General features: G+C 46.9%; 13 protein-coding genes and 1 pseudogene. 1 reads left to right on the forward strand and 13 read right to left on the reverse strand.

The window, feature by feature from the left end:
- Positions 1-66: 66 nt before the first annotated feature.
- Both WDY75_RS17385 and WDY75_RS17390 read right to left on the reverse strand, forming a co-directional pair.
- Complete coding sequence (locus tag WDY75_RS17385) at positions 67-780, reverse strand: methyltransferase domain-containing protein (RefSeq protein ID WP_006210088.1); 714 nt, start codon at positions 778-780, stop codon at positions 67-69.
- Positions 767-1,924 carry a type III polyketide synthase gene (locus WDY75_RS17390; protein WP_063479432.1) on the reverse strand — a complete coding sequence of 386 codons (1,158 nt, stop codon included), beginning with the start codon at positions 1,922-1,924 and terminating at the stop codon, positions 767-769. Before WDY75_RS17390 ends, WDY75_RS17385 begins: the two co-directional genes overlap by 14 nt.
- Before the next feature lie 192 nt (positions 1,925-2,116).
- On the opposite strand from WDY75_RS17390, the gene WDY75_RS17395 reads away from it, so the two are divergent.
- On the forward strand, positions 2,117-2,464 hold the full coding sequence (locus WDY75_RS17395) for a hypothetical protein (protein ID WP_063479431.1): 348 nt from the start codon (positions 2,117-2,119) through the stop codon (positions 2,462-2,464).
- A 176-nt stretch (positions 2,465-2,640) separates the two neighbouring features.
- Here the strand turns inward: WDY75_RS17395 and WDY75_RS17400 are convergent, their stop codons facing one another.
- From WDY75_RS17400 to WDY75_RS17450, 11 genes and pseudogenes are all read right to left on the reverse strand, one after another.
- The gene (locus tag WDY75_RS17400; protein ID WP_063479430.1) at positions 2,641-3,090 is read right to left on the reverse strand and encodes a DUF1569 domain-containing protein; all 450 of its coding nucleotides are present in this window, start codon (positions 3,088-3,090) and stop codon (positions 2,641-2,643) included.
- A gap of 25 nt (positions 3,091-3,115) precedes the next feature.
- The gene (locus WDY75_RS17405; RefSeq protein WP_231888060.1) at positions 3,116-3,589 is read right to left on the reverse strand and encodes a DUF4181 domain-containing protein; all 474 of its coding nucleotides are present in this window, start codon (positions 3,587-3,589) and stop codon (positions 3,116-3,118) included.
- 93 nt (positions 3,590-3,682) lie between these two features.
- Positions 3,683-4,207, reverse strand: a complete 525-nt coding sequence (locus tag WDY75_RS17410; RefSeq protein WP_036639511.1) for a hypothetical protein — start codon at positions 4,205-4,207, stop codon at positions 3,683-3,685.
- Positions 4,208-4,222: 15 nt separating this feature from the next.
- Positions 4,223-4,912, reverse strand: coding sequence for an amidase domain-containing protein (locus tag WDY75_RS17415; RefSeq protein ID WP_006210081.1), 690 nt, complete (start codon positions 4,910-4,912; stop codon positions 4,223-4,225).
- 349 nt (positions 4,913-5,261) lie between these two features.
- Entirely contained in the window at positions 5,262-6,062 is an 801-nt protein-coding gene (sigJ, locus tag WDY75_RS17420; RefSeq protein ID WP_231888059.1) for an RNA polymerase sigma factor SigJ, read from the reverse strand.
- 37 nt (positions 6,063-6,099) lie between these two features.
- Positions 6,100-7,440 (reverse strand): NAD(P)/FAD-dependent oxidoreductase, encoded by a 1,341-nt coding sequence (locus WDY75_RS17425; RefSeq protein WP_052649280.1) that lies wholly within the window; start codon positions 7,438-7,440, stop codon positions 6,100-6,102.
- A 309-nt stretch (positions 7,441-7,749) separates the two neighbouring features.
- On the reverse strand, positions 7,750-9,555 hold the full coding sequence (gene ltrA / locus WDY75_RS17430; protein WP_006210078.1) for a group II intron reverse transcriptase/maturase: 1,806 nt from the start codon (positions 9,553-9,555) through the stop codon (positions 7,750-7,752).
- 705 nt (positions 9,556-10,260) lie between these two features.
- Positions 10,261-10,476 (reverse strand): annotated as a pseudogene (locus WDY75_RS17435) (RNA ligase family protein); the annotation flags it as partial.
- Positions 10,477-10,547: 71 nt separating this feature from the next.
- On the reverse strand, positions 10,548-11,675 hold the full coding sequence (locus WDY75_RS17440) for a substrate-binding domain-containing protein (protein ID WP_063479429.1): 1,128 nt from the start codon (positions 11,673-11,675) through the stop codon (positions 10,548-10,550).
- Between the two features lie 187 nt (positions 11,676-11,862).
- Positions 11,863-13,458: an extracellular solute-binding protein gene (locus WDY75_RS17445; protein WP_063479428.1), complete on the reverse strand. Its 1,596-nt coding sequence runs from the start codon at positions 13,456-13,458 to the stop codon at positions 11,863-11,865.
- A gap of 74 nt (positions 13,459-13,532) precedes the next feature.
- Positions 13,533-14,429 (reverse strand): carbohydrate ABC transporter permease, encoded by an 897-nt coding sequence (locus WDY75_RS17450; RefSeq protein WP_036642640.1) that lies wholly within the window; start codon positions 14,427-14,429, stop codon positions 13,533-13,535.
- Positions 14,430-14,452: the final 23 nt, after the last annotated feature.

Genomic DNA, 14,452 nt, shown 5'->3' on the forward strand with positions numbered 1-14,452 from the left:
ATGAACACCACCTTTTCACTCTTTCATTAGCACGTTGCCTTTTACTCATTAGGTGACAATTTCGTTTTATGATTTTGGAATCACGACGGAATAACGGAACAAAGGCTTCCATTCGTAGGTCATCGTTTCGTGGTTAAGCTGCTTCTTTAACTCTCTCCAATCCCTTCCTTTGAAGCCCTTGGCAACCGAAAGCGGACCATCGTGCCGAATGTAACGATTGCGCGAAATCATCCGCGTAGTAATCCATACGGCCGTGTAGGGTACCAGGTGGCGATGGATATCACTGATAACGACTCCATGAACCGAGGCTCTCAGCATATGCGACACGATATCAATCAGCTGCTGCCCATTAAAATGGTGGACGAACTGGGAACCGGTCACGATATCTGCCGATGCAGCCGGCAGTTCCTTGACATCAGCACGCCGTACATCAACCCTCGGCTCATCCCGGAATAGCTGCTTGGCCTCGTCGCATGCCTCCTCTGTCATATCGACAAGCGTTATTTTTAGCTCGATGCCCTGTTGATCCGACCATTGCAGCAGCTTCTGATTAACATCGCCCGATCCCGCACCCACATCCAAAACACTAAGGGTTCCAGGACTACCCATCGTTTTCCATAACTTTTCCACACCGGCCAGGGTGGGTCCCGGTGCCGCGAATATTTTGTTCAGCCGCCTTAAATGCTGAAGTGCTTCGCTCAGCTCTTCCCCTCCCATGGAGAAATCATCCATAAGCTCTTCTTCCTGTGCCCGCGAGGACAAAGCTCTAAAGAAGGACATGGTCCTGCTCCTTAACCGATGACGAGTAAGCCTTTACATAGTTAAAACGCATGAGCTCTGCTGTCAGGCCGGGTCCGAAGGCCATGGCTACACCTTCCGTGAACGTCTGATCCTGCGCCTTCATGTCCTGGCGCATGGCATTCAATACAAACATAATGGTGACCGATGACAAATTGCCCGCGGTTCTTAAAATCTCTCTGCTGTATTGGGTCTGCTCATCGCTTAAGCGCATAACTTCCTGCACGGAATCCACAATGCCCCGTCCGCCGGGATGGATGGCCCAGAGTTCAGGGAGCTTGTCCCCCTCCAGCAATACACGCAGCTCTTCTTCCAGGTGAGCACCGAGCAGCTTCGGAATACGGGGAGATAAAAAGAGATCAAAACCGGTATTGCCCACCTCCCATGTCATATCCTCCGTTGAATCCGGCAGCAGAACAGAATAACCTGAACCCAGCTTCAGATAATGCTGGTGATGAGATTCAGGAGGGCCGATGACACAGGAGGAGGCGCCGTCTCCGAAAAACGAGGCTGCAAATAACGCTTCTCTCTCCTTCACCGGCTGAAAATGAAGAGTACAAAGCTCCACGCATACGACCAGTACTTGCGACCCTGGAGCTCCTTGAACGACATCTCGCGCCATTTGGATCGCTTTAAGTCCAGCGGCGCATCCTTGAAATATCAGCGGCAGACGATTGACGCGCGGAGACAATCCCAAATGCCGAATCAGCATAACATCCAATCCCGGCTGATATTGACCCGTGCAGCTGACTGTAATGAGATGTGTAATCCGATCCGGTGCCATGTCGGCATCTTTCAGAGCCTTCTCGGCTGCTGTTAAGCCAAGCGGGAGTGCCTCTCTCTTGTACTTATCCATTCTTTCCTCTGTTGTCGGAACGGCTGACTCGTCATGGGAAGGCAGATAACGGCATGCTTCCAATGGATCCAGATAGTTCGATTCGCAAGTATAGCGTGTCTCGACACCGCAGGATCTGAATACTCTTCGGGCGAAGCGCGCCAGATCGGATCTGTTCTGCAGCGTAGATGCAATTAATTCTGCAATATCCGATTGTGCTACGGAATGTTTCGGCAATGCCGTACCCATCCCGAGAATCGCAGCATCGGACATACCGTTTGTTTGTTTCATGCTCAAACCTCCTGCATTGTCTTGGAATTATTCATGATTACCCTTCCCCGGGCATTTTGAACGCGTTCAAGACTCATTGAGGTTAGGATAACCCGAACTTGGCGAATTATATCCAATTCAAACCATGCCCTATAACCTCTCAAGGATAACTAGCGCCCCAACTCCTGCTTCCTCTATGACTGGAAGGATGAGATGCGAGAGGAATTGAACACCGCGGAACCTGACAATAAGCGTGAGTTAATGGTACAGATCTGGTATCCGGCCAGCCCATCGGCCAAAGGCAACAAGGCACCTTACGACGCTTACCCCGATATTTTTGAAGATGGATACAGCCAAGCGCTTCATATGCCTAAAATGTTATTCAAAAACCTTGGCTTGATCAAAACGCGTGCCGTAGAAGCAACTGAACTCTCGGATACGGCGCCTGCCTATCCTGTGCTTCTGTTCTCGCATGGCTTTAACGGCGTCAAGAACCAGAACACCTTCCAAATCGAGCAGCTGGCAAGTCACGGGTATATTGTTATCGGTATTGATCCCTGATGGACGCGTGGTTTATTTCTTTCCGCTTATTAATAGCGGCTACGAGTATTTGGATCAATTGAATAAGGTCTGGGTGGGGGATGCGATATTCGTGCTCGATCAAGTGGAGAAGCTGGCGAAGAATGATCCAGACCAGCACTCCAAATCATCTCGCGAGTAAGCGGTTTTTTTATGTATTACACACCAAATTGTTTCAGATGATGATCCAGGTGCTTGTATATTCCTTTTCCCCACTGCTCCGGGGTCAGTTTACCGAAAAATGGATGGGGATGCGATGTGCATTTCTCAGGTCCATTTTGTTGGAATGATATAATTTTCTCCTTCAATTGTTCTCTTTCCGTTTCAAAATCTCTTGGATCTGCAATCAATATTTCCGGAATGCTGGACATATTACGGGGTACTGGCTTCTCATTATATAAAACAGGCCTCGCAAACCTTCCAACGACCATACCCAACCAGCCTCTTGGCAGGTTTGTGATGCCGCTGGCTATGTCTTGGAACGCGGAGTTGTGAGCCAGCATTTGCGTTACATTCATTTTTCCCCATAGCGGCTGTGACAGCGGGCTTAAACGATCTATTCGGTTCAGTATTTCGGTCATATCCGTAGGATTGAATATATTTTTCATGGTTCCCTGCCCCTATAATCCAGAATTAATATTTTAACAAAAGGATTAATATCATCAACCCTGTGAACGAAAATGAGATTGTTGCCAATATCATGGAAACCCGGTGGCGCCTCGCTTCCGGAATATGCTTCCATTCCATGTAACCACGAAAGCAGAAGGCCAAGGTCACTAAGAACGGCCATAACGGATAAGGTTCGCTTCGATCGATCATCCATATTAATGCTATGATTACAATCATTAAAATCCAAGAACCAATAAGATACCGTTTATACCCAGGTGTATCACGCATTTCTTCTTCCCCAACATCCGTGACCTTATACTGGATCCATTGAACCACCATAATCGTAAGAAGCATGAATGAATACAAGCCTTCCATTAACGCCATCCCTCTTTTCAATTTCAAAAAAAACGCTGCGACACGTAAGAAAACAAAAGGCCCATGCTGGATTGGTGTACAATGGGAGTTATCACACACCCATTGTACAGCAGAACCCAACATGAGCAACTCTCATCTTAGCATAATGGAACCAGAACCACTAGATATTGCATCTACTGCGAATCGCGCAGAAAGGCCTGTAAATCTGCAGGCAAGTTATTGTTCCGGGTACAACTCTTGATTCAGTTCACTTGTTGCTGCCATGAACTGATTCAATAGGGATTCGCCAGCATCAGATTTGTTCAATGCCTGGTTTGTGGCCAGGTTTTCAAATTGAGTTATCAGTTCTCCTTTTTTCTCCAGCTCTTTCAAAACTCGCTGCACGAGCGGGTCTTCAGAATTCTGCTGGTCCGCATAATAAGCACTTTCAATTGCGTACAGGTCTTTATAACCTGCAAAAACTTCGTTAAATTCATCAAGGGCGCTTTGTGGATGGAGTTCATTGTCTAATTCACCAGCCCTGCTCTCCAGCTCCTTAAGCTTCTGTTCATCCTCTGTTGTGGCTCCAGGTGCATCCGCAATTTTTTTCTGTGCTTCATAGCTTTCGTGTGCATAGGAAACCTTCTCTTGCAGGTTCGGACTGTTTGCATCAACCTTATTCGCGTTCATGTTAGCCCATGTAAAACCTCCAATGGCCAAAACGCTGCAGACAGACAGAATGATCCACGTGTTTTTCTTCAACTTTTCTCAGCTCCTTTAGCTTTTGATTTTGATGGATACGATCCACGAACCGTAAGCGACATAAGATTTTAACGAGATATCCTTGTTCCATGTTCCATTGCTAACAGAATGTTGTGCAACCTTGAGATCGTTTCCAGGTCCATAACCGTTTACCATTTGTGAATGGATCGTATGTCCGGCTGAATTCACGTGTTGGACAATATCTCCCCGAAACAACTCATTGTAGATGGGTTGGAAGTTATTGCTTAATTCCTGCGACGTGTATTTGGTTGCCCTGTAGGCCTTCTTTCCACCTTGGTCGTTTATAACTGCAAAATGCTCTCTGAATTGATGTGCCCCCGTCCAAGAAGAAGTTCTTGGATTTGTAGACGGCGGAACATGAGGGCCATAATAGTACCAATCCACCGTATTTCTATTCTGTCCTTTGGTTCCATTAAATGGCAGTCCGCCTCCTTCATACAATGCTTGGGATACAAAGTTAGTGCAATCTCCTCCATCGCTGTTACTCCCATAATTAGCATAACTAGGATTCGCTTGTGTTGCCCATGTTTCTGCATAGTCGGCGGCGCCGCCGCGGTCAAACGAGCTATTGGTACTTGTGGAATTCGTGAACATGACTTCTGCTCCGAAAGCTTGTGTAGACATTAATAACGTGGAACAGGCAACAACAGTGGCAACAAATGCTGACTTCAACTTTCGTTTCAACTAAAATCCAGCCCCTCCCGTGACTCTCAGTCTAGCTAATTGTAAAGCTAATCCGATTATGTAATCACGAGTTGTCCGCCTTACCCTTAGCTTAAGCAAAGAGTGCTAAAATTTTTATATTGTAACAGGACAACAGGAATTCTCACATTTAAGATGTTCCCGCTGAAACCTGGCACAACTGACCTTCTTGTAATATAGACGCTTATAAACAGAGAAAAGTTATACTGAATTGTAATTTTTTTACTAAATATTTATTCCTCTCCCATTAATAGATAGATATTATGAAATAAGAGACCCTTGCAGCAAAATCGCTGAGGGCCTCTTCAACCAGTTTTTTGGGGATTGCATCTTACAGATTAAAATGAAGCAGCTTCTCGGGATTCATGACAATATAAACATTGGAGATAAGATCATTCTCAATCTGTATCGAAATAACCGAAAATGTAAAGGGACCCGTCTTGATAACAATACCCGGAAGAGCGTTCACTTCACGAAGCTCGCATACGAAATCCTGCGGTACTTTAGGCCGAATCGCCTCGAAATAGCGAGCGACGATTTTGGAACCGACAATCGGCCGGAGAGCGGCTTGCGCTTTTCCACCGCCGTCGGTGTATAGAGTGGCATCGACCTTCAGAATATCCAGAAGTAGATTCATATTGCCCGTCGCAAGTGCCTGAATGAAGGTCTCGACATGACGCACACCCACAGCTCTCACCTCAGACCGCGTTTCCGGTTGCTGCGCCAAACTTCGGCGTGCCCGGTAATCAATCTGTCTGCAATTTCCTTCGCTCTTGCCAACAATCGTGGCGATCTCGCTAAACGGCAGGGTGAATACCTCTCGGAGCAGAAATACGATTCGTTCCATATCTGAAAGCTGATGCAGAAGGAGCAAATAGGCGGTTGTTAGTGACTCCTTAATAATGTACTGATCCATAGGATCATCGCTAACTGCTGCATAAGGCTCTGGAAGCCAGGGACCAACATACGTCTCACGCTGCCTGCTGGCCGACTTCAGCTTGTTGAGACATCGATTGACCGTCATTTTGCACAAATAGGATTTGGCATTACGAATTTGCGTACCGTCCCCTTCTTCAAGCGAAAGAAATACGTCCTGCACGATGTCCTCAGCATCCATAACACTGCCCATCATCTGATATGACAAAGAAAATAGCAGATGCCTCCATTCGTTATACCAATGTTCGGTTTCTATTGCGGCTCACCCCAGTCCTGCGTTCATCATCATTGCGTTTAATAATAGCATGTGCCGCTCGTTTGGCACTTGCGAACGCGGCGTCCGCCAATACTTCTCCATGGCTTACCCAATCTCCTGCCACATATAACCCTTCCACTTCCGGTACTGCCGGACCCGGAGGGGGATCACTCTTGTCGGTGGAACGAAAATCATGAACGACCGTAATTCTTGGCAGATACTGCCGCGCAATCTCCTCGCTTCGCCATCCCGGATGCATTAAATCCATCGCTGCCTCAAGCTGCTGCTCATTATCCTGCGGATTCCCAGCGTGTTCACCAAGCTGCTTAACGAGATGAATGATAAAGCTTCCATCATCATTCAATCTGGCTACAGATGAAGGACTGTTATAAAAAATTGGCGCATCCAGCCAGAAACCGGCAATGTAAGATCGGTTTTTTGGATTCGGAAACCGGCGAAGCACTAAATCCAGGCAGGCAGCTGCCATGGGCCGAGTCTCGTTCTTCCAACGGAGCAGACTCGTCTTCTCCGCGCCCCTTACCAGCTTGCATGCTTGTTCAGGACTTCCTGTCATCATCACGTTTGGAACAGTAGTCGTTCGGTTGTCTGAAAAATGAACGATCCACGCCGACTCGTGTTGAACAACCTCAGCAACACCCAGTCCGGTTGCCATGACAACGCCTGCTCGCGAAGCCTGCGCTTCCAGTTCGTTGATGAGCGATACCCATCCCCCATCGAGATAAAACGCTTTACCCGCAAACGTACGCTGCAGTTGACGTACAGCCTCTCTTGCCCCATGAAGGCTGGGATCGGGCACGAAGGAATTGGATCGGCAGATCGAGTAGACGATGTGCCGGATCATCGGGTCGTTAATTTCCCGCTCCGCCCACTCTCTTAACGTCAGACGTTCCAACTGCCCCGTTTTGATTCTCCCAAGCTTTATCATGAACCGAACGAGCTCGGCCTTGCCGGATAACGAGAGTAAACGTGAGGTAAGCAGCTTTACGGGGCCCGTAGGAATGTCATACACTTTACGATTCCAGATGCCCGCAACGCGCGGAGGAGGGTTGGCTCCAATCAGCTTCACCCCTAACTCATTCAACACCGCCTCCCCTTCCCCATCCTGGTAAAAAGCATGCACGCCAAGATTCAAGGCTGCCCCTTTCTTCTTCACCGTCATCGCGCGTCCCCCAAGCCGATTCGATTTCTCGGCCAGAAGAACGGAGAGACCTGACCGCGCTAAATAAATAGAGGCAGTTAGACCTGCCAGCCCACCGCCTATAATGACAACATCAAAGGTTTTATCCCATTGATCCACCTTCATCACCTCTTCAATTTTATAGTTAAGACAATTGGAGGCGATCATTTGTTACAAACCAATTCTTAAAATCACGAAAAATTTTAGCATAAAGCCAAAAAAAGCCCCGATTTACACGGCAGCTCCAGGTCTATGTATTCTCATTCGTCTGACATATTGTAATGCATGCTGGAATTACATGATGAACACCTCATTCTTTGAAAACGTTCCTGATATAATAGAAATAGGTAAGGGTTTGATACGATCACCGCCTTTTCCCCTTCTCCGCACCGTGCGTGCGACTTTCATCGCACACGGCGCTCCATCTTTTTAGATTTTTATATCAATAGGTTCCAAGTTACTCATTTTACGGTACTGGTTGATCTTCTGAATTATGGATTCAGAAATTTCAATGGTAGACATGAGTTTAACAATCGTCTCCGGTATTGATGCATGAATTATTTTATGGATATCTTTGTGTAGGATTCGTAGATTTTTGTACATGTCCGTTCCTCCAAGGTGAAGGGGTTGAAGGTGATGACAATGTATTTCATCAGCGGTAAGGAAGACGCCTGAAATTTCGCATTTCCCCGCCTTCATACTGTATCTACTCAACCTGTTATCCAGATATTCGATGCTCCGATCCGGGATGTTGGACTTCATGAGTTTAATAATCTCAGAATTTATGTCCGGATTTAATTTCTTATGAAGTAGTGTTCTACCTTCAGATGTGAATGGGTTTAGATCTTGTTGAAAACATAAGTTGTTCATCGTTTTCACATCTCTTAAAGGGAATAGGAATACTCCTGCAACTTTAAAAGTTCTGTAGTTATTCTTGTAGAACTTTTTGTAGGTTGGTGGTGGAATATCTGGATGTTGATATTTCCCGATTGCTTTTAGACGATTGTAAGTGAATGCTTTCAGATCATAGGCAAGTCGTGCGAACTCAACACTAACATGTGTTGCTCGTGAGAAGTACCTGTGGATTCCAAGTACAAAGCTATTGAACAAGAGTGCATTTTGTGCAGTGGGCGATTTGTGTATTGTTTTGATTCGATCTTTTGCTTCCTTCTTGAGCTGTTCTTTCTTTTTGTTGTTTATGCCCGTGTATGCTACTCTCTTTTTTCCTTTTTTCTCAGCCCATATAGTGAACCCTAGGAAATCAGATTTTCGTTTTCTAAGGTTCACGATTTGTGATTTTTCGGGTGAGATGTCAAGTTTAAGACGATCCTTGAGATAGAGTCTGACTGCATGGTACCACCTATGGGCTGTCTTCCAATCGCGGCAGAGTATTTTGAAATCATCTGCGTATCGAACAATGTAACCTTCTTTGAGGTTGGTTTTCTTGAGTGCTCTAATTCTGTGAAAGTTCCCCGCATACGCATATTGTGTTTCAAAGTTTACCCATTGCCCAGCTACCCATTGGTCCAAGTCGTTTAGTACGATATTGGATAATAGTGGTGATAAAATTCCACCCTGTGGAGTGCCCTTTAATGGGGTACCTTCTCCTTCAATCTCAGCTTTTAGCATTTTGCTGATGATTCTCAGTACTCTTTTATCCCTTATTCCCATGTTCCATAGCTGTTTTAAGAGTAATGTGTGATTAACATTATCGAAAAACCCTTGTATGTCTACGTCTACAACATAGTGGAGGTTCGCCATATTAATTAAATGTTGCACTCTGGCAAGGGCATTATGTGCTGACCGCACTGGTCTGAAGCCGTAACTATGTTTGTAGAAATAAGCTTCAGCAATGGGTTCAATGACTTGTTTGAAGCATTGCTGAATGATTCTATCGGTTATACAGGGAATACCCAGCGGCCTTTTTTTCCCGTTAGGCTTGGGGATATGGACTCGTCTGACTTTCTTTGGTTGATAATTCAGTAGCCTTCTCCTTATTAGGAGTACCATTTCTTCATCAGTTAGTGTCTTTAGGTTATCAATCGTTTTGCCATCTGTTCCGGGTGTAACCGAGCCTTTATTTGACTTTATGGTGCGGTATGCCAAAAGGATATTTTGTTTTGTTATTATTAGGTCGTAAAGATTGTTAAAAGCTATCCTTTTTTGAGCGTTCTCATATAGGTCAGTAAAGGTACTCGTCATGTCGTAGTAGTCCCAGTAACGTAGAGTTTGCATTGTGGCCTCACCTCTTTCAGGAGATTTCCCACGTTCCTACCTGATCGGTGCAATTCACTTTTTGGAAAATTGATATTAATTTAAAAAGACTTGAGGCTGTTCCTCCACACCCATTACAGGTATTTCATCGGTCGTGCCTCTACTCTCACAAGGATTAGTACACTTCGGCATGTGTTCTGCCTTATAGTAGACGTCTGGGATGGCAGTCCGCTATTACGACGTTCCTTGCTTTCCTTGTTCCCTGAGACCTAGCTATTTGTGCTGAGCCTTAGGTGCCTCCTTTGAGCCTGTGGACTGGATATCGCCTTAGTTCGATATAGCGTATTTCCTAGATCACAATCGTACTTTACGCCATCCACCCTGATCATTGGTCAGGACATATGTTTCCATATGTTATGAATATAGACCCGTACATTCGGAGGTTCGTCAGATCCTAAGATCATTCTCACCATAGCTAACTTTTCAGCCATCCGGCATATCAGTTGGCATACCTTCTTAGATAAGTGGCTCTAGCCTTCTTTCTGCCGACTTTACCTGTGCTTCGAACCCAACACGCTGCCCGTGTTACGCACGCAGGAGATTAATGGGATTGTTTCAGGAAACCTGGTCCCCTCATTCCAATCCTCGGTCACAGAGTTAGACTTAATTCATTAAGTCTCCGCCTTTCCCTTTATAAACCGGTTATAGCAGAACAAGTCACTCGTCATCTTCATTCCATATCCCCTTGTATAAAACGGGAACCGCTGCAAGCCCCAAACGATCCGCCCAATCCTCTGTCTCATCCCATGAGAGGCATACGTTATGTTCGTTCCACACCGAGAACAGTAAGAAATAGGAAGGCAGCGCTGAGTACAAAAGGGAATGCTTGGCATATGCGTTTTCCCCGCATATGCGATATCCTTCCGGGATCCGATATTTAATCATACGCACATAAAAAAACTGACTGCTGACAGGACCGCATCCCGCCAAGCAATCAGCTGTGAAACTTCCGTCTACTTAACCGAGTTGCCTTTTGGAGCGACTGCGGTTGTTCCTCTCTCCACTAACTTGACCGGTACCAGCATCCTGCTCGGCGTCTGCTTCCCTCGTTCCAGCCAATTCACCACGTTTTCAGCCGCTTGACGACCAATCTCGTAAAAATTCTGTTCTACCGTGGTCAACGGAATGATGACATGCTCCGTCACCGGATTGTTATCAAAACCTATAATCGAAATATCCTCCGGAATACGGATGCCTCTCTCCATGCAAAGATTCAGCAAATTAGCTGCAATCAGATCGTTCTCTGTCTGAACCGCAGACACTCCTTCCATCCGGTAAGAGTCCAGCAGCTCATTATAAAATCGTTCGACGCCAATCTTTTCCCGGTATCCCTTCATATTCAGCTTGATGTATCTGCTGTCTACAGGAAGTCCATGGTCTTTAAGCGCTTGGCAGTATCCGAAATATCGGTCGCGCACGGAAGAGGTGGATTCGATGCTGACCGCGGTCAGAAAGGCGATTTTTCGATGTCCAAGCTCAATCAATTTGGATACGGCTTGGTAGGAGCCGTTGAAATTGTCCGATACAACCGCTCCTAAGGGAAGGCTGTCGAAATACTTGTCAATGGTGATGATCGGATAGTCTTCAAGGCAAAGCCGATGCAGAATATCGTAGTTCGTCTGATCGTTTCTCGGATACAGAATGATGGCCGCAATGCCCTTCCGGGTCAGCATCTCCAGCAGATCGCGTTCTTTCTGGGAGTCGTAATCGCTTTGGTGAATGCTCAAGTAATAGCCGTTCGCGTTTAGCCAGTCCGAAGCTCCGCGAATATAACCCATCGTACCACGGTCGTCCTCGGAAGGCAGGATAAGCGAGATCATTTTCTCTGTTCCATCGGAACGCTGCTCAGGGCCCCGGGTTCGAGACTTTACAAAGCTCCCGCTTCCCTTAATTCGGTAGATGAACCCGTCCCGCTCCAGCTCCTCGAGCGCTCTTCTTGTTGTAATACGGCTCACGCCGAAGGTGGTGCTAAGTTCAGCCTCTGTCGGAAGCTGGGCTTCCGGAAGGTAACGCCCCGATGAAATTTGCGATTTAAGCTCGTCCATAATGACGCTGTACAGCGGTTTATTGTCTTTGCTCAACTTGGTTCTCATCCCATCTTTATCTTTTTTCCAGTTGTGGACTAGTCGCACTCAAATTATATCGTTTGCATCAATAGCATGTAAACCGCCCTTAGGATCAGTCCTATCCCACTTTCCCCAATCCGGTCAAGCGACTCCCTTAACATCATGGAAATTCAGCCTTTCCGGATGGGCGGCTTACCTCATTTTATTTTACGTTTGAGTAGCGTTCATACTGTGCCTTTTTGATATCCAGATAGCTCTGGGCTCCCATCTTGTCGAGCGTCTTCACGTAATGATCCCAATCGGTATCCAGACTGGCTTTGCCCGTGACAAACTTTACCCGCATTTCCTCAATATATTTATTAATGTCGGTCAGGATCGCGCTTGTTTGATTCGCTTCGTCATCCGTGGGTACAAAATCCGGCCACAGCTCTTTGGGCGCCAAAACATCCAGCTCTGCCGGATCCGCCTTGATCTCATCCGCAACCGTCGTTCCCCTCGCTGCCATTCGCAAGCTGTCGTCCGGCTCAACATATGGATAATAGGCTCCATATACATTGTCAACATATTGGAAAGCACCTAGCTGGACGCCGCCCTTGTAGTTCAAGATCTCATCCTTGTATTTCGGTTTGCCATCAACCAGGTCGTAGGTTTCGCCTTCCAGGCCAAATGTGCCAAAATTGATGCCCTCCTCTCCATAGAAATAATCAATCCATTTGATTGTTTCAACGGGATACTTGTTTTTGTTCGTGATTACAAAACCGAAGATACCCTTGGCCGGAGGGCCGAGCACGCCTGCCAGCTTATCACCGTTCGGACCTTCCAGCGCATGGATTCCCACATAGTTTTCTGCTGCATCCTTACCGATGTAACCCGGCCCTTCCCACACGAAGGAGCCAATCAAGTTGTTAGAGCCGTCCGTTGACCACTTGGCATAATCATAACCGGTCGTAAAATTTTGCTGAGCAAGCGAGCCGTCCTTATACAGATCATTCATATAACGCAAAAGCTCCCTGTACTTCGGATCATTGAAAGTTGTTTTAACCGCGCCGTCCGCGTCCTTGTAGAGGTATTGGCCAAACGCTTTGGCTCCGCCTTCTCCCATGCCGAAGCTGCCTGCCAAAAAGCTCTCCAGGAACGTCCAGTATTGGGATTCGAGCACCCAGCCCAGACGTGAGCTGTCCTTCTCCCGAATCTTCATCAATGCCTCGCGGAACTCAGCGGTTGTCTCCGGAACTTCCAGCCCTGCTTCATCGAGCCAGCTTTTGTTAACGTACAGGCGAACGGAATTGAACGCTTTGGAGAAATCGACGTAAGGCAGCGCATAGATATGTCCGTCCGACATGGTGATGGCTCCCTTGATGTCCGGATTGTCCTTGAGCAGCTTGCTCAAATTGGGCGCGTGCTCTTCAATCAGTTCCTCCAGAGGGATAAACAAACCCTGCTTGCCGTATTTCATCAGCTCGTCCGTGCCGAATGCAATGCGATAAAACGCATCTGGCAGGTCATTGGACCCGAGCATCACATTTTTCCTTTCCGTCACGGCAGACCCGGCCAGCTCCTCAAACTCAACGTGAATTCCGGAAATCTCCTCATATTTTTGCCACATCCACAGTTGATCGGCTGGAGGATGTACATCGGTATATCCGCGTTTCACAATCTTTAACGTAATGCTTCCCGGATCGCCGTCCGTTCCGGCAGGCTCCGGTGTTGCCTCTCCTCCTGAACCGCCGCCGCAGGCGGAAAGCACCAGTGAGAACATCATTGTTATAGCAAGCAGAAGATACAGCCCTTTTCTCATATCCACAAACCCTCTTTCCACGATTATGAGGTCCTGACGGAAAACCAACTGCTTTTCCCGCTTCAGTACCGGCCTTACCCTTTGATAGCTCCCACCATGATGCCTTTCTCAAAAAAACGGGACAGCAATGGATACAGCAGAAGCAGCGGCAGGGCGGACAAAACAACGATGGCGTATTTCAAACCTTCCTTCACCATCATCTGATCTGCGTACTCAGCACCAACCGATATTCCGGCCATTTCCTTGAAATCGTTCTGAACTAAAATTTCTCTTAAAATGAGCTGAAGCGGAAATTTGTCCCGATCCGTCAAATAAATCATGGCGTCAAAATAGGAATTCCAATGGCCAACACCGTAGAACAGGATCATGACGGCGATGATCGGCATGGATAAAGGGAGCACAATTTTATACAGCATATGAAAGTCATTACATCCGTCCACATAAGCGCTCTCCTCCAGCTCGACCGGAATACGGGTCTGAAAGTAGGTCCTCATGATAATCATGTTGTAAGCACTAATCGCTCCAGGCAGCACCAGCGCCCACATCGTATTCAGCAGGCCCAGCTCCTTGTTCACCAGGTACAGAGGAATCAGGCCGCCACCGAAAAACATCGTAAAAGCGAACAACAGCGTGAACAATCCCTTACCGTAAAAACGCTTTCTGGACAGAGGATAGGCACCCAGCACCGTCATCATAATATTGATGGCTGTACCTGCGAATGCGTAGAGGATGGTATTGGCGTATCCCCTCCATATTTCACTGTTCTCGAACACTTTGGCATAACTGTCCAGGTTGAAACCTGCCGGATATAGTAGCAGCGGCTTGTCCCAAATCTGGCGTGGATCGGAGAATGAAGCCAACAGGACGAAAATAAGCGGGTATAGAATAACGATGGTCACCATGATCGACATAATAAGAATGATGATATCCGCCAGCTTTTCCCCTGTCGTTCGTTTGATGTTCAGCAGCACGGCTTAAACTCCCTTCTTTGCAC

Origin of the sequence: Paenibacillus glucanolyticus (assembly GCF_037333485.1) — a bacterium.
In the GTDB taxonomy this organism is placed as follows: domain Bacteria; phylum Bacillota; class Bacilli; order Paenibacillales; family Paenibacillaceae; genus Paenibacillus_AQ; species Paenibacillus_AQ glucanolyticus.